At 61.0% G+C, this 21,631-nt stretch carries 18 protein-coding genes and 1 CRISPR repeat array; of the genes, 9 read left to right on the top strand and 9 right to left on the bottom strand.

Annotation, left to right across the window (positions count from 1 at the left end):
* The first annotated feature begins 30 nt into the window (after positions 1-30).
* Positions 31-732: direct repeats of the CRISPR family, unit length 36 nt; unit sequence GTTCCCCCTTCGGGGGGATCCCTAGAAATTGGAAAC.
* 111 nt (positions 733-843) lie between these two features.
* The 4 genes from NW853_RS06280 to NW853_RS06295 all read right to left on the bottom strand — a co-directional run bounded on the left by NW853_RS06280 (position 844) and on the right by NW853_RS06295 (position 5,563).
* Positions 844-1,707: a hypothetical protein gene (locus tag NW853_RS06280; RefSeq protein WP_414348400.1), complete on the bottom strand. Its 864-nt coding sequence runs from the start codon at positions 1,705-1,707 to the stop codon at positions 844-846.
* Between the two features lie 947 nt (positions 1,708-2,654).
* On the bottom strand, positions 2,655-3,809 hold the full coding sequence (locus tag NW853_RS06285) for a response regulator (RefSeq protein WP_414348402.1): 1,155 nt from the start codon (positions 3,807-3,809) through the stop codon (positions 2,655-2,657).
* A gap of 91 nt (positions 3,810-3,900) precedes the next feature.
* Positions 3,901-4,635, bottom strand: coding sequence for a ribonuclease PH (rph, locus tag NW853_RS06290; RefSeq protein ID WP_414333437.1), 735 nt, complete (start codon positions 4,633-4,635; stop codon positions 3,901-3,903).
* Positions 4,636-4,810: 175 nt separating this feature from the next.
* Positions 4,811-5,563, bottom strand: coding sequence for a DUF561 domain-containing protein (locus NW853_RS06295; RefSeq protein ID WP_414333439.1), 753 nt, complete (start codon positions 5,561-5,563; stop codon positions 4,811-4,813).
* 186 nt (positions 5,564-5,749) lie between these two features.
* Between NW853_RS06295 and speB the strand changes: the two genes are divergently transcribed.
* The 4 genes from speB (at position 5,750) to proC (ending at position 9,476) form a co-directional block, all read left to right on the top strand.
* Positions 5,750-6,655, top strand: a complete 906-nt coding sequence (speB, locus tag NW853_RS06300) for an agmatinase (RefSeq protein WP_414333441.1) — start codon at positions 5,750-5,752, stop codon at positions 6,653-6,655.
* 147 nt (positions 6,656-6,802) lie between these two features.
* Entirely contained in the window at positions 6,803-7,525 is a 723-nt protein-coding gene (locus NW853_RS06305; RefSeq protein WP_414333442.1) for a YggS family pyridoxal phosphate-dependent enzyme, read from the top strand.
* Between the two features lie 572 nt (positions 7,526-8,097).
* Complete coding sequence (locus NW853_RS06310) at positions 8,098-8,667, top strand: cell division protein SepF (RefSeq protein WP_414333495.1); 570 nt, start codon at positions 8,098-8,100, stop codon at positions 8,665-8,667.
* Positions 8,668-8,672: 5 nt separating this feature from the next.
* Entirely contained in the window at positions 8,673-9,476 is an 804-nt protein-coding gene (proC, locus tag NW853_RS06315) for a pyrroline-5-carboxylate reductase (RefSeq protein ID WP_414348405.1), read from the top strand.
* Here proC and NW853_RS06320 read toward each other — a convergent pair.
* Together NW853_RS06320 and ruvX are read right to left on the bottom strand one after the other, a co-directional pair.
* Positions 9,462-10,679: an NAD(P)/FAD-dependent oxidoreductase gene (locus NW853_RS06320; protein WP_414348408.1), complete on the bottom strand. Its 1,218-nt coding sequence runs from the start codon at positions 10,677-10,679 to the stop codon at positions 9,462-9,464. The genes proC and NW853_RS06320 overlap by 15 nt on opposite strands.
* A gap of 138 nt (positions 10,680-10,817) precedes the next feature.
* Positions 10,818-11,330 carry a Holliday junction resolvase RuvX gene (gene ruvX, locus NW853_RS06325; protein WP_414333448.1) on the bottom strand — a complete coding sequence of 171 codons (513 nt, stop codon included), beginning with the start codon at positions 11,328-11,330 and terminating at the stop codon, positions 10,818-10,820.
* A gap of 110 nt (positions 11,331-11,440) precedes the next feature.
* Here ruvX and ahcY point away from each other — a divergent pair, with 110 nt between their 5' ends.
* Complete coding sequence (gene ahcY / locus NW853_RS06330) at positions 11,441-12,721, top strand: adenosylhomocysteinase (RefSeq protein WP_414333450.1); 1,281 nt, start codon at positions 11,441-11,443, stop codon at positions 12,719-12,721.
* A 78-nt stretch (positions 12,722-12,799) separates the two neighbouring features.
* Here ahcY and NW853_RS06335 read toward each other — a convergent pair whose 3' ends face one another.
* On the bottom strand, positions 12,800-14,011 hold the full coding sequence (locus tag NW853_RS06335; protein ID WP_414333452.1) for an argininosuccinate synthase: 1,212 nt from the start codon (positions 14,009-14,011) through the stop codon (positions 12,800-12,802).
* Positions 14,012-14,193: 182 nt separating this feature from the next.
* Here NW853_RS06335 and NW853_RS06340 point away from each other — a divergent pair, with 182 nt between their 5' ends.
* Positions 14,194-16,122 carry an FAD-dependent oxidoreductase gene (locus NW853_RS06340; RefSeq protein ID WP_414333454.1) on the top strand — a complete coding sequence of 643 codons (1,929 nt, stop codon included), beginning with the start codon at positions 14,194-14,196 and terminating at the stop codon, positions 16,120-16,122.
* Positions 16,123-16,134: 12 nt separating this feature from the next.
* Here the strand turns inward: NW853_RS06340 and secF are convergent, their stop codons facing one another.
* On the bottom strand, positions 16,135-17,130 hold the full coding sequence (secF, locus tag NW853_RS06345) for a protein translocase subunit SecF (protein WP_414348411.1): 996 nt from the start codon (positions 17,128-17,130) through the stop codon (positions 16,135-16,137).
* On the bottom strand, positions 17,127-18,473 hold the full coding sequence (gene secD / locus NW853_RS06350) for a protein translocase subunit SecD (RefSeq protein ID WP_414348413.1): 1,347 nt from the start codon (positions 18,471-18,473) through the stop codon (positions 17,127-17,129). The genes secF and secD overlap by 4 nt, the downstream gene beginning before the upstream one ends.
* Before the next feature lie 257 nt (positions 18,474-18,730).
* Between secD and tatC the strand changes: the two genes are divergently transcribed.
* The 3 genes from tatC to NW853_RS06365 are packed head-to-tail and all read left to right on the top strand — an operon-like array spanning position 18,731 to position 21,476.
* Positions 18,731-19,513, top strand: a complete 783-nt coding sequence (tatC, locus tag NW853_RS06355; RefSeq protein WP_414333459.1) for a twin-arginine translocase subunit TatC — start codon at positions 18,731-18,733, stop codon at positions 19,511-19,513.
* Positions 19,503-20,114 (top strand): nucleotidyltransferase family protein, encoded by a 612-nt coding sequence (locus NW853_RS06360; protein ID WP_414348415.1) that lies wholly within the window; start codon positions 19,503-19,505, stop codon positions 20,112-20,114. Before tatC ends, NW853_RS06360 begins: the two co-directional genes overlap by 11 nt.
* Before the next feature lie 21 nt (positions 20,115-20,135).
* On the top strand, positions 20,136-21,476 hold the full coding sequence (locus NW853_RS06365) for an NAD(P)/FAD-dependent oxidoreductase (protein ID WP_414333463.1): 1,341 nt from the start codon (positions 20,136-20,138) through the stop codon (positions 21,474-21,476).
* Positions 21,477-21,631: the final 155 nt, after the last annotated feature.

The raw sequence follows: 21,631 nt of genomic DNA on the forward strand, positions 1-21,631 counted from the left end.
GGGCGACCTCGTCCGTCAGGAGATCCTGAGGTTCCCCCTTCGGGGGGATCCCTAGAAATTGGAAACTAGATGGGCAGGCCGGAGTTGGCTTGTTCGAAGAAGGTTCCCCCTTCGGGGGGATCCCTAGAAATTGGAAACTGGCTGTGGAGTTCTCGCATCCACCACTTCATCATGTTCCCCCTTCGGGGGGATCCCTAGAAATTGGAAACCCTGTTCGGTCGCCACACCGAAGAAGAAGGCCTTGGCACCGTTCCCCCTTCGGGGGGATCCCTAGAAATTGGAAACCTTTCTGCATGGGATAAAGGATATCCCCAAAGATATTGTTCCCCCTTCGGGGGGATCCCTAGAAATTGGAAACGGCCACCACATCATCCCCATTGCGGTAGGCCTCGACATCGGGTTCCCCCTTCGGGGGGATCCCTAGAAATTGGAAACCGAAGAGCTCCTGCCCACGCTGGCCCGCTACCTCGCGTTCCCCCTTCGGGGGGATCCCTAGAAATTGGAAACGGGTCAGAACCCAGCACCCCAACACCCACGGGCGGGAGTTCCCCCTTCGGGGGGATCCCTAGAAATTGGAAACAAGACTTAATTGCTGTCTTTAGCTTCTGAGTTAGAACTAAGTTCCCCCTTCGGGGGGATCCCTAGAAATTGGAAACATCCATGACAAGAATGTGCCGGGCCAGATCCGCCTGACGGGTTCCCCCTTCGGGGGGATCCCTAGAAATTGGAAACTTCCAACTAGCCTCTTCCTTGTTGCCTTGGACGGAAAAAGTCAAGATTGGCGTGCGTGTCTTGGAGCTCATTAAATAGCTCTCAACCGTTCGCGTCAGCGGGACGGAATCCTCACTCAACGAAGTCTCTCTCTTCATCAAGAGCGCTGAGAGAGTCCCACCTTCTATGGTCACTCGGCAGAGACAGAGCTGGATCCCTAAATCCTGGCGTAAGTACAGCTTGAATAAGGTAGCAGACAAAGCTGGCACATTTTTCTGTTTCTATCGCTACTTGTCTTTCTGAAAACCTAACTACTATCCAGCCGCTTTCTGCAAAGAAATCGTCTCGCTGGCTATGTCTATTGTCATCTAGTGCATGATGTGGTACTCGCTGACCATTGTTCTGGTACCAAGGTTCGTCAACTTCAACATCGATAAGTAGAGTTCTATTGTTACTAGATACTTGTATTGCTATGTCGGGCGTATACGGAAAATCAAATCCTGGAACCTTTAGGGAGGATTGTTCAGGTAGAAACTTAACTGGAAGGTTTTCCATCTTTATTATCAAGGCTTCTCTCAGCCGGCGATCATACCTACCTGCGCGAGCACCCTGACCTAAGAAAGGTTGGCATAAATCTAGGGGTTGAAATATCAGACCATTTTCCCAGTTCCTTATGATTTGAGCTACCTTGTTTTGATATTCGCGCCTATATTCTTCGACTTGTTGTTTGTAATCTGACTCTATGCGATCGCACTCTCTTCTCCAAAGGACAAGTCTCTCCTCATATCTTTTTTGTTCTTGAGGATAACTTCGCATTTTTCTCTCATATTCTTCCATTCTCTCTTCATAAGTCCAGGATTCGTATAAGAATTGGGCTAAGGTAGCCACGCCTGCAATCCCTGCCAAGATTAGAAAGAATGGCGCTTCAGCAATAATCAGCGCAATTAGGGCAGCAACTCCAGCTCCAGTTGACAGGGCAGCCTGGAGCTTGTCCATTACACGGGTTGGGATCTCTGGTAGTTGCGGCTTGACTGGTCGAGGGGGTAGTTGAGGCGGCTCAGGTTTTCTGGGGGGAGGGGGCAGTTCTGGCCCTCTCAGTTGCAGACTGATAGGGGTAGGGAGAGCTATATAGGGATAGCAGTCTCTCCGCTCATATTTGAGGATGGGGTGGGGCTTCCAGCTCGGCGTGTGCATTGTATTTTACTTGACCTGGCACGTTGTCCCGTAATATGCCAGAGGCCACTTTTCCAGTCAATTCTCCCTGACGGCTGTAACAGCCTAGCCGCAAGGAATCCCCTGTTAATGAACGGCTCTGAAGATCTGCAGGCTGCCGTCCGGCTTCACCACCACCTTCTTCTTGCTTTTGGCTGTCGCGTAAGAGAAGACAATCTGACGTGGATTTAGGTTAGGCTTAGGCGGCTCTTCTCCCTGTGCCTTGGCCCGCAACCGGTCGGCCAGCCCAGGATGAGAGTGTACGCAGGCTCGAATCCAGGGATCCCTAGATCCGTCTCGCCCAGCTCCCCTGCAATCTCGCCCAGCTTTCCGTACAAAGCCACGCCAAGGATGGGCGTTGACTCGCTTGGGGGGCCCCGCTATCCGCTGTCTTATTTGCTTCTGCATTTCCGTTAGTCAAGTAGTCAAAGCTGCCCTCAAGCCTTTGCGGGGTAAGGCTTTCAGGGCTGACTACGGTGTGGTCAGGTTTAGTCAAGTAGTCATCGTGTTCCAGGGATCCGCCACCACCTCGCGGGGATCCCTGGGCTGCGTTTTGACTGCCTGTTCCCCCTTCGGGGGGATCCCTAGAAATTGGAAACGGAACGATTTGGGACGCGGATTTGATTCCACGCCCCAGGATGTTTCTCCTTCGGGGGGATCCAACTTCCCTCACCCCTGGCCCCTCTCCCAGTGGGAGAGGGGAGGCGAGCGGTTAGCTCTTCGGGGGATCCCTAGAAATTGGAAAAGAAATTGGAAACAAACAGAAGCCGCCTCACTTCTTCGTTAAGCTGGCTTTCGTTGAAGGGTTTGGTCAGGTAGCCAGTTGCTCCCGACCATTTGCCGCGGATGCGAGCTAGCAGGCCATCGCGCGAGGTAACCATTAGGATGGGGAGGGACTTAAACTCTTCCAAGCTGCGCACAATGCGGCAGAGCTCCAGGCCATCGATCCCCGGCATGGCGATGTCCATCAACAGCAGATGAGGCCGATGCTGAAACAACAGAGGGAGCACCTCGGCGGGGTTGCCTGTTGTAATCACTCGATAGTTGGACAAATATTGCCGCAGGATCTCTTGCATGACCACGCTGTCGTCCACCGCCAAGATGGTTATCGGGTTGTGGGGCTTGGTCTGCAGCAGCTCTTGGGGTGTTTGCAGGCTGACCAGCCCTTTTTTGACCCAGGCCGCAAAGAGATTGGCCACCTCCAGACGATCCCGACACAGCTTCTTGGCGATCACCTCTAGCGACTGGCCGTCTTTGGTGAGGGCGTGGAGCTTCTGTCGCTGCTCATCGGTGATGCGATAGCGGTTGACCCGCTCCCAGTTGACCACCGGTATCGCCAGCATCGTGGGAATGGCCACCTTCAAATCTGCCCATCGATCGTGGCGGCGGGCTGCTTCTTGCAACAGAGGCTCCAACTCAAACCCGCCGATGGGGGCCTCTTGGGCGACCCGTTCCTGCACTTCGAAGTAGCAGGCGCCTGACCGCTCAAACAGGTAGCGGTCGAAATCGGTGAGCAGGTTGAGCCACAGGGCATCTTCCAACTCTCCTGGCTTGAGCAAGCCCAACTGCGTGATGGCCTCCAGCAGCTCGGGCAGGGAACGGTTCTTCAGCAAGCGCTCTTGCACCACCGAGATGGCCCGCTGCGACCATTCCAAGTTGAGGCGGGCGATGAAGCGAGATAGGCGTTTCAGCAGGATTTGCGTGTTGAGGGGTTGATCGGCAGAAAAGAGGAGCCTGCCGTAGTAATAAGTCAGTACCCAGGGTTCTGCGACCTCGGCAGGATCCAGCCCTCTGAGGTGAAGGTGCAGGTAGCCAGTAGTAAACCGCCGGCCTTGCTGCCTGAGCAGGGGCGCAAGTTCCTCCGAACCGAATACGAAAGGGGACATGCGGCATTCTCCAGGCCAACTTCTTCAGGCCAATTGCCGGCCTTGTTCTAAGCTGTACCAACGCCTTGAAGGGTCGCCGTTGCAAAGCTGGCTACGGTTCCCAATTGAGAGCTTGCTGTTGCGCCTGCAGCAATTCTCGGATCCCGGCTTGGGCCATCTCCACCATTTGCAACAATTGCGGTCGGCTGAAGCAGCCGGCTTCGGCAGTGCCCTGAATCTCGATAAAGGATCCCTGCTCGTTCATGACAATGTTCATGTCTACCTCGGCTTGGCTGTCTTCCTCATAGCACAAATCTACGAGGACTTCCCCCTGCACAATTCCCACCGAAAGGGCCGCCACTTGCTGCCGCAGCGGCGATCCCTGAGCCGGATCCAGCAACCCCTGTTTGCATAGCCAAGTGACGGCGTCGTGCAGGGCCACATAGCCCCCCGTGATCGCGGCGGTGCGAGTTCCGCCATCGGCCTGCAACACATCGGCATCGAGGGTAATGGTGCGGGATCCCAGCTTCTGGAGATCCAGAGCGGCGCGCAGGCTGCGTCCGATGAGGCGTTGGATCTCGGCAGTACGGCCCGATGGTTTCAACATCTCCCGTGGCTGTCGTTGTGGGGTGGCTCCGGGCAACATGCGGTACTCCGCCGTCAGCCAGCCTTGACCGGTATTCTGCAAAAAAGGGGGAACTTCTTCCGCCACACTGGCGGTGCAGAGGACATGGGTATCGCCAAACTTCACCAACACCGATCCGGGCGCATAGCGGGTGAAGCGGCGCTGGAAGGAAACCGGGCGCAATTGAGCAGCCGTGCGGCCATCGGGGCGTTGCCAGCTCATGGGCAGTTCAAAAAGGGATCCCTCGCATTGTCAACCATGTCTGGGCTCAGGGATTGGAAACTATACAGAGCATGACTCGGCTGCCAGCGAGAAACGGATGCGGACGGAAGCGATAAAAAAATGCACCAGCACAAGCTGGCGCCAGCAGTTTAACTCTCACCGGTCAGGCATCAACCTAGACAAAGGCAGGGATCCGAGAGTCTCCCAGGGCCTCTACCAGCGCCCGCACTTGGGCCACCATGGCCACTTCATCCTGGAGCCGGCTGACAGCTTTGCCCACCCCCACACCTGAGGCACCGGCAGCGATGGCCAGGCGCACCGTTACCGTTGAGAGGCCGGAAGCGCAGATAACAGGCACCGAGACCACACGGCTGATCTCATAGGCGGCGGCCAAGGTGGGGGCAGCCTTCTCGATCAAGCCCAGGGATCCCCCGTGAACCGGCTCGGCACTGGTGCTGCCCTCGGTTTGGATGAGATCGGCCCCCAGATCTTCCAGTTTCTCGGCCAATTCCGCCTGCTGATCCAAAGGCAGCGTGTGGGGAACGGTAACCGACAAAAGCGTGCGCGGCAGCAGAGAGCGGGTTTGGCGAGTGAGCTCCAGGACTTCCGCAGCGGAGAAGATGCGGCCCGAAGGGTAGAAGCTGTCGTAATTGCCGATTTCGGCCATGTCGGCCCCCGCTTGGACGGCGGCAGCCAATCGCTGCGGCTCCACCGCCGACACGCAGATGGGCAGCTCGATCTGGGCGCGCACCTGCTGCACCAATTCGGGACTGGCGGCGATGTCCACCCAAGTGGCTCCTCCCTCCTGGGCGGCACGGGTGACTTTCAGCACCGACTGCAGGTCGAAATTTTGCAGGCCGCTGATGATCTTGAGGGCACGGCGCCGGGCAAGGGCGTCGAAAAGGGCAGCTTGAGAGGCTGTGGTCATAGGCTCGTTAGCTTGTTGAAACGGGACACAAGAGGAGTGAAAGCAAATCGGCTGGGGCAACCTTTGCTCAGTCTAGAGGGTTTGCTGCCATCCTACAAGGGATCCGCCCTTGGCCGGTCACCCCAATCTTTGCGGGCTATCCCAAGATCTTTCAATACAATAGGGATCCCCTCTTCTGCTCTTGCCATGTACCGCTCTCCTTTCCCCTTCTTGGGCCTGGCTGAGCCGGATCCGGAGCTGGCCCAAGCCATTGTGTTGCCTATCCCCTACGAGGCCACCACCTCCTACGGCAAAGGCACGGCCAAAGGCCCTCAGGCGCTGTTGCAGGCTTCTGCCTATGTAGAGATCTACGACGAGGTGAGAGACTGCCAGCCGGCCCTCCACCCCGACTTTGCCGCAGAGACCTCCCGCTACTGGACGGCGCCGCCAGTGGAGTTCGAGGGGCTGGACGCCCACGAGTTGGCCATGGCCGCAATTCAGCGCCGCGCTGCCGAGTGGGTAAGGCCAGGGCGGTTCCTGCTCTCCATTGGCGGGGAGCACTCCATCACTGGCCCCTTGATTGCCGCCCACCTGCCCCACTACCCAGAACTGCACGTGCTGCAAATCGATGCCCACTGCGACCTGAGAGACAGCTACGAGGGATCCCGCTACTCCCACGCTTCCGCCATGGCCCGCGTGGTGGAACAAGTGGGCGGCCGCCTCACCCAAGTGGGGATCCGCTCCCTCTGCGCCGAAGACCGCCAGGCCATTCGCAAGCACCGCTTGCACACCTTCTTTGCCCACAGCCTGCACGGCAAGCCAGCCCAGGAGTGGATCCCCGAGGTGATCGCCACGCTGGGATCCCAGGTGTACCTGACGGTGGATGTGGACGGGTTGGATCCTGCGGTCGTGCCGGCCACGGGCACCCCCGAACCCGGCGGCTTGGGCTGGTGGGAGACCGTAGAGCTGATCCGGGCCCTGGGGCAGCAGCGGCAAATCGTCGGCGCCGATGTGGTGGAGCTGGCGGTCACCGGGGAACGGGAAACCGATCGCCGCAGCGCCTTCACCGCCGCCAAGCTGGCCTATCAGATCCTGGCAGCGGCCTTGGGCTAGGCTCCAGAAGAACTGGGCTATGGCTGGGTTCCCCCTGTTTCCACCTGGCCGCTGGAGCACCGGCTCCAATCTCGAAGTATCCAGACAAAACGAGGACTGGACTCTCTCTGTCGAGATCTTCTGCTAGCTTCCTAGGTGGCCCTAGCCATGTCTCCGCCTTCTTCCAGCTCCCTTGAAGCGTCGCCGCCCCCCGTTGACGAAGAGCTCATCCACAGCCGCATTCAGGCCATCCGCGCCCGGATCCCAGGCCATGTGGAGATCATGGCGGTGAGCAAAGGCTACAGCGTCAACCACATCCGCGCCGCCTATCGAGCCGGGATCCGCCACTTTGGCGAAAGCCGAGTGCAAGAGGCAGCCGCCAAACAGGCGCAACTGCAGGATCTGACCGATATTGTCTGGCACTTGATCGGGCATTTGCAGACCAATAAGGTAAAGCCGGCCCTCAGACAATTTGCCTGGATTGACAGCGTCGATAGCCTGCGCCTGGCCAAGCTGATCAACCAAAAAGCCTGGGAGCTGCACCTTACCCCCAAGCTCTGCTTGCAGGTGAAATTGGCCCCGGATCCCAATAAATTCGGCTGGCTCATCCCCGATCTGCTGCAAAGCCTGCCGCAACTGAACCAACTGCTGCAGGTGCAAATTGTGGGCCTGATGACCATTTTGCCTTTGGGCTTGAGCTCAGAGGCAGCCCTAGAGCTGTTTCGCAAGCTGGCCGAGCTGGCGGATCACATCCAGCGCAGCGGCTACGAGCATCTGCAGTTGCACACCCTCTCCATGGGCATGTCCGACGATTACCCCCTGGCGGTGGCCGCAGGCTCCAACCTAATCCGGCTGGGGCGCGCTTTGTTCGCCGATGCCGAACGGAAATAGATAGATGGAGTCTCTATGAAGCCGTTAAATTGTGATTAAATTTTGTGTAAAGCCGCGCAACTCCGGAGTTGCCCTGCAGGGCACGCTCTGGGTTGGAGTTCGGCCTGAATCGGGCAAAAACAGGGCAATCCCGCCCGAAATTTACCCTGTCGGGGAAATTTTAGGGAAACTTGTAATCATTTGCGTCACTCCCGTTAACACGTGTTCAAGCTGGACAAGGAGCAGAGTTGACTTTGGCCAAAGCAGTGGCTGGACAAGTGGGATGACATCTTTACTTCTTCTGGGTAAACTCGACTCGTCGAGTCCATGGGTTTTGTTAGCCTGCCTCGGCAGCTTCTCGAGCAAACCCTGTCTCGGCCTTTTGAAAAACTTTAACTAAAAATAAAGATTGGAGATGCCCTTTGGCTTGACTGGGCTACTCAAGATCCAATCAAGAGCCTGAATCCTGCGCTTGCCGCAAACCATGACCTGTAGTGAGGATGTGGACGATGAATGTCAATGGAATCTGGAGCAGGGTAAGAGATTTTGTGGGCCTGAATGATCCCGTGGACGGCCTGGAAGAGTACCCTGAGATGGAAGGGCAGGATGATTACCAAGTGCTCTACGAGGGACGCCGTTCCCAACCGGCTCCTGAAGAGCAGGAAGCCAGTGCCCTTCCACGCGGACGTCGACAACGGGGAGCGGAAGCCGGGGAAGGGTCTGTCGGTCGAGAAGAGTCGCGGGGCCATCGGCGCAGTCAACATCGGGATCGCTTAGCGGGGGGCAGTATGGGGAGCAACGTAATTGGATTACCGGGCGTCAACCCACCCACCAGCGAAGTGGTGGTGCTGGAGCCGCGCAGCTTTGACGAGATGGCTCAAGTCATCCAGTACCTGCGGGAGCGCAAGACGGTGATCATGAACTTGACCCTGATGGATCCCGCCGAAGCACAGCGCTCGGTGGATTTTGTTGCCGGTGGCACCTACGCCATCGATGGCCACCAGGAGCGCATTGGCGAAAATATTTTTTTGTTCACCCCCAGCACGGTGACGGTCTCCACCCCCAGTAGCCAAGGGGTGCAGCCGCTGCAGCGTCCCTTGCACAGCCCTGCCCCTCTCTGGCCCAGCAGCTATGAACATTTGCAGGCGGTGGGCCAGCACTAGCCGACATGGAGCGACCGCTGCTGAGTGTGATCGGGGGGGGAGCCATGGGATCCGCCCTGCTGCGGCGTTGGGTGACTGCGGGGCTTTATCCTGCAGCTCAGGTGGCTTTGCGGGAGCCCGACCCGGACAAGGCCAAGACCCTACAGCAGGAGCTGGGCATTCGGCTGTTGGCGGATCTATCTCAGGCGGGAGAGTCTGAGATTGTATTTTTGGCCGTCAAGCCCCAGGTTTTCCCGCAGGTGGTGGCTGAGATGGGCCAACCGACTGCTACAGAGCTGGTGATCTCGATTATGGCCGGGATCCCTTTGCAGCAGTTGCAGCAGGCTTTTCCCCAGCAGAGGGTGGTGCGCACCATGCCCAACACGCCGGCGCTGGTGGGAGCAGGGATCACGGCTATCTGCTACGGGCCAGGAGTGACGCCTGATCAGAAGGAGCAGGTGGAAAGGTTGTTTCGGGCTGTAGGCCAGGTGGTGACGGTGGCCGAAAGCCAAATGGATGCGGTGACGGCCCTGTCGGGATCGGGGCCGGGGTATTTGGCGGTGATCCTGGAAGCGCTGATCGACGGGGGGGTGGGGGTGGGTCTGCCGCGTCCCCTCGCCACCCAACTGGCGATGCAGACCTTGGCGGGCACGGCTGCCCTTTTACAGCACGAGAAGCTCCACCCCGCCCTTCTCAAGGATCAAGTGACCAGCCCAGGGGGAACGACCATCGCCGGGATCCAAGTCCTGGAGGAGGCGGGGGTGCGGGGGGCCTTGATGCAGGCGGTGCGGGCAGCCTACGAGCGCTCCCGCCAGCTACAGGGCTCCTAGGGCCTGCCACAGCGGGCGGGTGATCCAGTTCCATCCCACCTTGAGCTGGTGCTCCAGGGTAGGTAGACGCACCAGGTAGATGGCTCGTCGGGCCAAATAGCCCAGGGGGCCGCTCAGGGTGAGGCCGCCGAGGGCGGAAAGCACCGCCGTATCCGTCCCCAAGCTGAGCATTTCCCCCAGAGAAAAGTAGCGGAACGGCAGCAGGGGCCGCTCCTGCGTGAGCAAGGCCCACAGGTTCCAAGCGCAATAGCCGGCCTGTTGAAAAGCTGCTTGGGCGGTGGCGGGCACCGGCTGGCCTTCGGCATCCACCACCGCCGCTACGTCTCCCAGGGCAAACACTTCTGGAAAGGGGGGAGTTTGCAGGGTGGGCAAAACCTGCAGCCGTCCCCGCTCACTTTTGGGCAGATCCAAGTTGGCGATCACCGCTGCCGGTCGGGTTCCGACGGTCCACAGCACCGCATCCACAAGATCTGTAGCCGTCTCCTGGGCCTCCAGCCGCTGCAATTGTAGGCGGAAGGGGGGGGCGCCGTTCTCGCCCAGAGCCTCGATGCCCAAAACCTTGGTTTGCAACTCCACCTGCACCCGCCGTTGGGCCAACGCCAGTTGGGCCGCCTCCCGGCTGGAAGAAGCAAAGCCCGACAAAATCCGGGATCCCACCTCAATAAGACGGATCCGTCCCCGCGATCCCAGCCGATCTGCCAGCTTGCAGGCCAGTTCCACGCCGCTTGCCCCCGCCCCAGCAATGGCCAGAGTTATCGGCTGAGCCGGATCCCGCTCTTCCAACGTTTTCAGGTGGGCCCGCAGCCGTTGGGCATCGGCCAGGGTGCGAAAGGGAAAAGCGAACTCCGCCGCTCCCGGAACGCTCTGCAAAGGGGTTTCTCCCCCCAGCGCCAGCACCAGCGCGTCGTATTCTAGGCTCTGCCCGTCTTCCAGACCCACTCGGCGGGCTTGAAGGTCAATGGCCTGGACAGAGCCGCGGCGAAATTGCACCGACTCCGAGGGCAGCAGATCTTGGAAGCGGGGAGCCACCTCCCAGTCCTCCATTTCTCCGGTGAGCAGCTCGTACAGCAAAGGAGCAAAGACAAACCGCTCCTGGCGATCGACCAAGGTAATTTGGGGTGGCTCTGACCAGGGTTGCCGGCTCAGTTCCAAAGCTGTGTACAACCCGCCAAAGCCGCCCCCAAGAATGCAAATGCGATTCATGCTCAGATGCTCAGCTTGAGATTACCAAAATTGCGCGACAAGCCCCGACCTAAAAGATAGGCCCTGCCAACGCCAGCGGGCCGACCGGGGATGGCACACCTTATGCTTCATGCTTCGAGCTGACTTGCACTGGCCCGGCTAGACCTCTCCAGCGTAGTCTTTGCTGCCCCAGCCCCGCCAGCCCGGCACTTCCGACAAAGAAGCCCGTCGCTCGTCCAGCCAAGTTTGGAGAATCACTGCCGCCGACTGTTGATCGATCAAACCCTTCTGGGCCTTGGCCGGGATCCCGGCCTCGCGCAGATCCCACTCCGCCTGTACGGTGCTCAGGTATTCGTTGACGGTAATAACGGGAAGATCCACCGCCACCTGCAAAGCGCGCACAAACCGCTGCACCTTGCGGGCCTGGGATCCCACCGAGCCATCTGCCAAAAGGGGGATCCCGACCACCACCACGGTGGCCCGGCGGCGGCGGATCCACTCCTGCACTTGGGCAATGTCTTCGGGCAGGGAACGGCGCCGGATCACCCCCAGGCCGGTAGCCAGCAGCCCCAGCCCGTCGGAGCCGGCCACGCCGATGCGACGGTTGCCCACGTCCAGACCCAGCGCTGAAAAGGGATCCCTTGTGGCAGAATAGTTCAGGTCTGTTGACATCTGTTTATCCCTCTTGCCGACATTGTAACGGCCTGAAACTCCCTGTCTCTAGCCGTGTAGCTCGGCTGAACCTCTATCCTTTTTCGACGACCCTTTTTGGAGCCTTCTCGATGACCAGCGCCACCCTGTCTCTCCCCAAGCACGAAGTTAAAGACCTCAGCCTCAGCTCCTTGGGCAAGCAACGGATCCAATGGGCGGCGCGGGAGATGCCGGTGCTGGCCCAGATCCGGGAGCGCTTTGCCCAAGAAAAACCCCTGGCCGGTCTGCGCCTGGTGGCCTGCTGCCATGTCACCACCGAGACGGCCAATCTGGCCTTGGCCTTGCAGGCAGGGGGAGCCGATAGCGTCCTCATCGCCAGCAACCCCCTCTCCACCCAAGACGATGTGGCCGCCAGCCTGGTGGCCGACTACGGCATCTCGGTCTTTGCCATCAAGGGGGAAGATGTAGAGACCTACCGCCGCCATGTCCAGATCGCCCTGGATCACCGCCCCCATCTCATCATTGACGACGGCGGCGATGTGACGGCGGAGCTGGTTCAGCATCGCCAGGAGCAGGTGTCGGAAATCATCGGCACCACGGAAGAGACTACCACCGGCCTGGTGCGCCTGCGGGCCATGTTCAAGGCGGGGGTGCTCAGCTTCCCGGTGATGACCGTCAACGACGCCGAGACCAAGCACCTGTTCGACAACCGCTACGGCACCGGCCAATCCACCCTGGACGGCATTCTGCGCTGTACCAACATTCTCCTGGCCGGAAAAACAGTGGTGGTGGCCGGCTACGGCTGGTGCGCCAAGGGGGTGGCGATGCGGGCCCGCGGCATGGGATCCCAGGTCATCGTGACCGAGGTCAACCCGGTGCGGGCTCTGGAGGCGGTGATGGATGGCTTTCGGGTTATGCCCATGGCCGAGGCCGCCCCTCTGGGGGATCTGTTCATCACCGTCACCGGCAACAAGCACGTTATCCGCGGCGAGCACTTCGACCGGATGAAAGATGGGGCGATGGTCTGTAACGCCGGCCACTTCGACATCGAGATCGACCTGGTGGCCTTGCAAGAGCGGACGGTTTCCCGGCAGAGCGTGCGCCCCTTTGTGGAAGAATACCGTCTCCAGTCGGGCAAATCGGTGTTCGTGCTGGGGGAGGGCCGGCTGATCAACCTGGCTGCCGCCGAAGGCCACCCCGCCAGCGTCATGGACATGAGCTTTGCCAACCAAGCGCTGGCCTGCGAGTACCTGGTGAAAAACCGTGGCCGGCTGGCGCCAGGGCTGCACCCCATTCCTGCGGAGATCGACGAGGCCATCGCCCGCCTCAAGCTCAAGGCCATGGGGATCCAAATTGACAGCCTTACCCCGGAGCAGATCGAGTACGGCAACACCTGGACGGCAGGAACCTAGAGAAAGCCCCTCACCCCCGCGGTGGAAAACCTGGCCCACCTGCGCCATCTCGCAAGCAGGCAGGTGGGGCGGTAGAGCTCAAGCACCACCGCCCCGGTGCACCTGGGCCCAGACGCGGGTGGGCAGACCCCAGATGTAGATGAAGCCTTCGGCAGCGCGGTGGTCGAACTGATCCCCTTCCCCGTAGGTGGCCAGCTCCGCGTTGTAGAGGGAGTAAGGAGAGCGGCGGCCCACGCAGACAGCCTGGCCCTTGTGCAGGCGCATCCGCACCACGCCGGTAACACTCTTTTGGGTGGTGCAGATGAAGGCGTCGAGGGCCTCCCGCAGCGGCGAATACCAAAGGCCGTTGTAGATCAATTGGCTGTAGGTGGTCTCGATGCCGTACTTGTAGTGGATGACCTCGCGGGTGAGGGTGAGGCTTTCCAGCTCGCGGTGGGCCTGGATCAACACCGTTAGGGCGGGACACTCGTAGATCTCGCGCGACTTGATCCCCACCAGCCGGTTTTCAATCATATCGATGCGACCGACACCGTGGCTGCCGGCTAAGGCGTTGAGCCGCTCGAAGAGGGCTCTGGGGCCAAGGCGCTGCCCGTCCAGCTCCACCGGGATCCCCTCTTCAAAGGCGATCTCCACATAGGCGGGCTCGTCGGGGGTTTGAGAGATAGGCCGGGTGAGGGCGTAGACTTCCTCCGGTGGCTCTTGGTCGGCGTCTTCCAGGATCCCGGCTTCGACGCTGCGGCCCAGGATGTTGAGGTCGATGCTGTAGGGGCTGGACTTCTGCACCGGCATAGGGATCCCGTAGCGCTCGCCGTAGGCAATGGTCTCCTCGCGGGTCATGCCCCACTCGCGGGCCGGGGCCAACACCTTGAGCTTGGGGTTCAAGGCGGCGATGGCCAGGTCGAAGCGCACCTGGTCGTTGCCCTTGCCGGTGCAGCCGTGAGCCACGGCGTCGGCGCCCACCTCTTCTGCCACCTCTACCAACAGCTTGGCAATCAGGGGGCGGGCCAAGGCGGTGGAGAGAGGGTAGCGCTGCTCGTAGAGGGCGTTGGCCTGGATGGCGGGGAAGGCGTAGTCGGCAATCAGGATCTGGACGGCCTCCCGCACCAGGGATTGCTCCGCCCCGGCCCTCAGCGCCTTGGCTTGGATGGCCTCCAGCTCCGCCCCCTGACCCAAGTCCACCGCCAGGGTGACTACCGATTCCACTCCCCACTCGTGCTTGAGATAGGGGATGCAGACGGAAGTATCGACGCCGCCCGAATAGGCCAATACCACTTTCTTTGCCCGTCCCATGCTGCTGCGGATCCCTGCTGGAAAAAAGTTGCTAGCCCATTATGCCTTGTTGCTCGGATCTTAGTTACTCGGCCTGACCCTAGAGGCAGCTTTGTCGGCTATTCTCAAAGGGATTTCTCCCGGGCCTTGGATCGCGGTCCAAAAGGTTGCCGGCGCAAATTGGGGTGTGAGGTCAGGTGAGCATGGCCGGCAAGAGGATCCCGGCAGCACAGCAAAGACTCAGGCGCCAACGAGTGCTGGGGTTGGGGATCCTGTCTCTGCTGGGCTTCGTGGCGGGGATGGGGTTCGCCGCCCTCTCCCAGCCGGAAGGGGGATCGCCCGTCGCCGCTCCAGAGCCGGAGCCGCCCCGTTTTACGGCCCACGGCTGGCCGCTGCTGGATCCCTTGCCGCAGCCGGACGAGATCTGGGAGTGCGAGCTGGTGGTGGTGGGCGGATCCCTGGGGGGCGTGGCGGCTGCAGGCCAAGCCATGCGGGGGGGTGTGCAAACCTGTCTCATCGAGCTCACCCCCTGGCTGGGGGGGCAGATCACCTCGCAGGGGGTATCGGCCATCGACGAGTCCCTTCCCATGCGGCAGCGGGGCAATTTTTCCCGCCACTGGCTGGAGTTTAAGGCCCTCATCGAAAGCCAGCCGCTGCATCTGCCCGCCTGGACAGGGATCCCGCCGGGAACCCGCGTGACCAAGATCAACAGTTGCTGGGTAGGGGGGCTGTGTTTTCCGCCCCAGGCAGGTTTGCAGGCGGTAGAAACCTGGCTGCGGCAGGCGGCTCAGTCTGCTCCCCAGAGTCGCTGGGCCACCCAGACCGCTTTTAAGGGGGCCACCTTCAGCGCCGACGGCTCCCGCATCGAGAGCCTCTACGCTGTGCAGCGGCAGCCGCGGGATCCCAATTTTGTGCCGCCAGGGCGGCTGTGGCGGGAATTGGTGAGCTGGTATGGCTGGCAGGAGACGGAAGTCTTTGCCAAGCGAGTGCTGCGGCTGCAGGCGCCACCGGGCCGCAACCTGTTTGTTATCGACGCCACCGACACCGGCGAGCTGGTGGGCTGGGCTGGGATCCCCTACCGGCTGGGCTCAGAAGGGCGAGATCTGACGGGGGAGCCCAATGCCGCCCCGGCCAGCAACCCGGAGTGCACCCAGGCCTTCACTTTTCCTTTCGTGCTGGCCATCCACGACGATGGCGGGCGCTCCCGCGCCGAGCTGGCCCAGTTGCAGCCGGGCTACTCCCGCGCCGAGCACCGCCGCCAGTTCGACCTGGAGGGGTTTCCCACCTTCAGCGGCCAGAGCTTTTTCAACTACCGCCGCATCGTCAGCAAAGGCCGCACGGATCCCTTCCACAGCACACCGGTGCCGGGCGACCTGACGCTGGTGAACTGGAACCGCGGCAACGACTGGGGGATCATGAACCCGCCCCTAATCCTGACAGAAGAGCGGCTGGTGGCCTCAGGGCAGCGCCACAACTGGCTGGGGGGGCTGGACGTCTCCGCCCTCAAAGATGGAGAAAACCACGCCCTGCTCTTTGCCGAGTGGCTGATGGAAACCCAAGCCCGCGCCGGCTATCCCCTCTCGTTGGTGTTTGCCGAGGACTCTTTGCTGGGCACCCGCTCCGGCCTCAGCCTCTACCCCTACATCCGGGAGGGGCGGCGCATCCTGGGGCGAGCTGCCTACGGCCAGGCGGAATTCCAGATGCTGGAGCAAGACATCCGCGTCGGCACCAGCGGGGGACGGGACTTTAGCCCCACCGCTGTAGGGGTGACTCACTACGCCATCGACATGCACGGCTGTCGCTACCGCAACTGGGAGCCTTCCCTGTCGGCCAGCTCGGCGCCCGTCAACGAGTTTTCCGTCCGCCCCATCGTCATCCCCCTAGAGGCCCTGATCCCCCAGAAAGTGGATAACCTGCTCATCGGCGGCAAAGGGATCGCCGTCAGCCACATCGTCAACGCCGCCACCCGCACCCATTACGGCGAGTGGACCATCGGCTCGGCAGCGGGGCTCATCGTAGCCTGGTTGCACAGCCAGGATCCCGGCTTGATCCCCGCCCAGATTGTGCCGCAGGGCAAGATGGCCGACTTGCAGCGCTACCTGGTTGCCCATGGACAGCGGCTGCACTGGTAGGCAGTTGCCGCCCTACCCCTCTGCGCCGGAAGGCAGCGCCTCGGGATCCCCTTTTCCGCCATAGCGCCGCTGCCGCCACCACACCAGTAGAGGGCTGGCGATGAAGATGCTGGAATAGACCCCCAAGCTAAAGCCAATGAGCAGAGCGATGGCAAACCCCTTCAGGGTGGCTCCCCCAAAAATGGCAATGGCCACCAGGGGCAGCATCGTTGTCAGGGTGGTGTTCAAAGAGCGGGCAAAAGTCTGGTTTAGAGATAGGTTCACCACCTCGGCAAAGCTGACCTTGCGGCTGACCAGACGCAGGTTTTCCCGGATGCGGTCGTAGATAACCACCGTGTCGTTGACGGAAAAACCAATGATGGTTAGCAGCGCCACCACAAACAGGCTGTCCACCTCCATGCCCACCGTTAGGCCCAAAAGGGCAAACAGACCTGTTGTCAGCACCACATCGTGCAGCAAGGCCACAATGGCAAACACCGCGTAATCCCACTGGAAGCGCAGGGCCAGATACACCACGATCAGCCCAAAAGAGATGAGCACAGCCACGAGGCCGGAACGCAAGAGCAAGCGCCCCACCGTCGGGCCTACCGTCTCCACTAGGTTGCGCTCAAAAGGGCCTACCTGTTGCCGCAGCGTCTCCTCTACCGCTAGGCGCTCCTGCTCAGTCAAAGGGGGCATGCGGATCAAGGCTTCCTGACTGGTCTGGGTGTCCAGTTGGATGATGCTGCTGCCCAGGTTGTGTTCCTGCAGCGCCCGCCGCAGCTCTTCGGTGGTGACAGGCTGCTCAAAACGCAGATCCAGCAAGGTGCCGCCGGCAAAATCCAGCCCCAGCCGCAGCGGTGTCCCTAGAGAGGCCAGAGAAAAGGCCATGCTGACCAGCCCCACCAGCAACACCGCCAGGGAAAGGGTAAACCAAAGCTTGCTGCGCCCGACGATGTCGAAGCGGTAGTCAAGCAACCGCCGGGATCCCACCGCCGGATCGGGGGGGGATAACTCTTGCGCCGTCATGATTGAGCCGCCTCCATGCGAACGCCGTAAAACTCAGGTTTGCGCAGGGCAGGGATCCCCATTGCCGCCAGCAGCAGGGTGCGGGTGCAGGTGATGGCCGTGAAAAAGCTTACCAGAATGCCAATGGCCAAGGTGACGGCAAAGCCTTTCACCAGCCCCATCCCCAGCCAGAAAAGTACGCCGCAGACCAAAAGGGTGGTGACGTTGCTGTCGAGGATGCTGCTGAAGGCGCGATTAAACCCTTCCGAGATGGACTTATAGATGGACTTGCCCGCCCGCAGCTCCTCCTTGATGCGCTCGAAGATCAGCACGTTGGCATCCACCGCCATGCCGATGCTGAGGATAAAGCCGGCGATCCCTGGCAGGGTCATGGTCACCCCCAGCAGTTGGAACAGAGCAAACGTACAGAGGGCGTAGATGAGAAGAGCGAGGTCGGCAATGAGCCCCGGCAGGCGGTAGTAGGCCACCATAAAGACAAAAACCAGCACCAGGCCGCCAATGCCGGCATAGAGGCTGCGGCGCACGCTCTCTTCCCCCAACGTGGCCCCGACGGTGCGGTTTTCAATGACGCGAATGGGAACCGGCAGCGCCCCCGCCTTGAGCTTCACCGCCAGATCGGTGGCGGTTTCCACCGTGAAATTGCCCGTGATCACCGCTGTTCCGCCGGTAATGCCGGTGCGGGCAAACTCCGGCCCCACGATGGGGGCGCTGATCAGCACGTCGTCGAGAAAAATGCCAAGCGGACGCCCTGTTCCGGCCAACTCTCGGGTGAGCTGAGTAAACTTTTCTGCCCCTTCTGGCTTGAACTCCAACAGCACTTCCCAGCTCTGGGATCCGCGACGAGGGGCTTGGGGATAGGCGTTGCGCAGCAGATCCCCTGTCAGGCCGACCCGTTCAAACAGGGCGTCGGGATCCTCCCCCGCCGTTATCTCCCCCTGCTCGTTGCGGGGCAGGGCGCTGACTGGCACCAATCCCTTGCGAAACTCCAACTGGGCCGTATCGCCCAAAAGAGCAACAGCCCGATCCGGATCCGCCACCCCCGGCAGTTGCACGAACAGGCGGTCTTGGCCGCTGATCTGCACCAGAGGCTCGGCCACCCCCAGGCCGTTGATCCGCTGCTGGATCACCGCCTCCACCCCCTGCATCACCTCAGAGGTGATCTCGGGTACCTCTTCCGTAGGCAAAGCCTGCAGGGTGAGCTGCGTCCCTCCTTTGAGGTCAAGGCCGAGGCGAACTTCGCGGCTAAAGCCCAGATAGACGAGGGCAGCCACCACTGCCAAGATAAAGATCAGCCCTCGCAGAAAAGCGAGGCGACTGAGCCACAAAGCTGGAGATCTGGCCATACTGCTGAAAGGGTGAGGAATACGGGCGCACTCGATCCGAGGCCCTCAGGATTTCGGCACTTTTTGATCCTATCGCACACGGGATCCCCGGCTGGAGAGGGATGTTCCCCAGCCCCTGAGCCGGGGAGGAGCTCATCATGTCTGTCCTGGCAGTTCAACCCATCTCTACAGGCCTTGACCGAGCTCTCGGCAGGCGCTTTTCCCCGAGGACGGGGCAGAGCTAAGATAGCGGGGAATGTTTCGTTACGCCTTGGCCCATGACCCTTGTCTCTGAGACCGAGCCCTCGCCCCAAGCCACGGTAACCCCTGACTCTGAGCGGGTGCCGGATCCGGAGTTTCCCTACGAGGTCGAGATGACCTTGATGGAGCACTTGGAGGAGCTGCGCAGCCGCCTGTTGGCCAGCGTGATCGCGGTGGCGATCTGCATCATTGCTTGCTTTCTGGTGGTGAACCGCATTGTCGCCCTGCTGGAGGTGCCGGCGCGGGGGGTGACCTTTTTGCAACTGGCGCCGGGGGAGTATTTCTTCGTCTCCATGAAGGTGGCGGCCTATTCGGGGTTGCTGTTGGCCACGCCCTTTTTGCTCTACCAAATTGCCCGCTTCGTCTTGCCGGGGCTGAGCGTGAAGGAGCGCAAGCTGCTGGGGCCGGTGGTGCTGGGATCGAGCCTTCTCTTTGTGGCTGGCTTGGTCTTTGCTTACTATCTCCTCATTCCGGCGGCACTTAACTTTTTCATTCGCTATGGCGAAGGGGTGGTGGATCAGGCCTGGTCCATCGACCGCTACTTTGAGTTTGTGCTGCTGCTGTTGTTCAGCACCGGCTTGGCCTTTCAGGTGCCGATTTTGCAGGCGCTGCTGGGGGGGTTGGGGCTGGTGAGTGCTGAGCAAATGCTCAAGGGCTGGCGTTACGTGGTTCTGGGCTCGGTGGTGGCAGGGGCCATTCTCACCCCTTCCACGGATCCCCTCACCCAGAGCCTCTTGGCCGGGGCGGTGACGTTTCTATACTTGTTTGGCATTCTGCTGGTGAAGATCCTTGGCAAATGACCTGAAGCTGCATGCGCTGATCCTGGCGGCTGGGTTTTCCACGCGGATGGGAGAACCGAAAGCCCTGGTGCCCTGGAAAGATGGGCAAACCCTGCTTTCTTACCAGATTTTTCAGTGGCGACAGGCAGGGTTTCACCCTTGGGTGGTGCTGGGATCCCAGCATCTGGCGGCGGCCCAAGTTCACTTGGCGGGGGCAGAGGTGCTGATCAATCCGGCTCCTGAGCTGGGCAAGACCCACTCTATTCGGGTGGGGGTGGAAGGGATCCCTGCCGATTTTCGCGTGTTGGCCATTTCGGGGGTGGATCAGCCCCGTCCGGCCTGGATCTACCACAGCTTGCTGGAGTACCATCTGCGCCATCGCGCTTGGGCGACGGTGCCGGTGCATCGAGGACGACGAGGACACCCCGCCCTGATCGACGGGCGCTTGCGGGAAGAGTTGCTGTGTCTCCGAGAGGAAACCCTGGGCCTGCGCCGGTTGTTGCAGGATCTGGGTAAACGGGTACAGGAGGTGGAGCTCTATACCCCCGAGATCTTCTTGGAGTGCAACACTCCTGCCGACGTGGAAGCTGCCGCTGGCGGTCGCGACAGCGTTGCCCAGTAGGATATTCTCTTTCTTGTTCGCATGAGAAAAGCCCTTTATCCTGCCAGCACCTACGATCCTGCTTGTCCGGTCGGCAGCTACTGGGACAGCACGATAGAGAATGCCGGTTGGCGGCATCCGGCTCCTTTGCTGGGGCAGGTGGGCGCCGAGGTGGTCATTGTGGGGGGCGGATTGACGGGCCTATCGACGGCTCTGCACCTGGCCCGCGACCACGGCATTTCCGCCTGCCTGTTGGAAGCGGGATCCCTGGGGTGGGGGGCCTCAGGGCGCAACGGCGGCTTTTGCGGGGTGGGGGCGAGCCATCTCACCCATGCCCAGATGGTGCGGCGGGTGGGCCTGGCGGAGACGGAGCGCTACTACCGGGATCAATGGCAGGCGGTGGAGACGGTGCAGGAGCTGGCCGCCGTCGAGGGCTTCTCGCTGGAAGTGCAGGGACAAGGCTGCTACGCGGTGGCCCATCGTCCACAGGCCTGGCCGGAATTGGAGGCCGAATACCAGATCTGTACTCAGGTGGCAGGCTACCCGGCCCAGCTCCTCAGCCCCAAAGAGCTGCGGGAACGGGGCTTTGACAGCCAAGAGAACTATGGTGCTCTCCACATCGGGGTGGGGTTTGGCCTCAACCCCCTTAAGCTCACCCAAGGGCTGGCCCAAGCGGCCCACAGGTGGGGAGCGCAACTGCACAGCGCCAGCCCGGTCATCGCCTGGGAAAAGGTGGGATCCCAGCACCTTTGCCACACGCCAGGGGGAACGGTGCGGGCCCGGCACCTGGTCATCGCCACCAACGGCTACACCCCAGAGACCTTGTACCCCCAACTGGCGGGATCCCTGTTGCCGGTGCTGTCCAACATCCTGGTCACCCGCCCTCTGACGCCTGCGGAGCAAAAAGCGCAGGGGTGGTGGGATCCGACCCCGGTTTACGACACGCGGCGGCTGCTGTTCTATTACCGTCTTCTGCCGGACGGGCGCCTGCTGTTTGGGGGGCGCGGCGGCACCCGCAATACTCCGGCAGAACGACAGCGCCTGCAGGCTTGGATGACTCGGCAGCTCTACCGCCTCTTTCCCACCTGGGAGGGGGTGGAGATCGAGTACGCTTGGAACGGCCTGGTCTGCCTTTCGCGGCAGCTTCACCCCCATATTGGCCCTTCGCCGACGGATCCCAGCTTGTGGTATGGCCTGGCCTACCATGGCAGCGGCGTGGCCACAGCAGTGTGGGCGGGCAAAATGCTGGCCCAGGAGATCGCCGGCAGCCGGCCCCCCATCAGCGCTCTGTTTCGCCAGCCGCCTCGCGTTTTCCCTTTGCCCTGGCTGCGGCTTCACTACCTGCGGCTGGGGTATCTCTGGTGGCAGTTGACGGATGGTTAGCTCCGCCAAGTGTGCGGGGGATCCCTCTGTTCGGTGGAGCAGTCCTGCCTTAGCCTAGTCGTAGTTTGGGCAGAAAAATATCGCTTGTCGTCGCTCCTGAGGTACCCAGTGCTGTTCCCGTCTTGCCGTCGGCCTGCTCCAGATCCCTCTTCTCT

This window comes from Synechococcus sp. H55.11, assembly GCF_047462475.1.
In the GTDB taxonomy this organism is placed as follows: domain Bacteria; phylum Cyanobacteriota; class Cyanobacteriia; order Thermostichales; family Thermostichaceae; genus Thermostichus.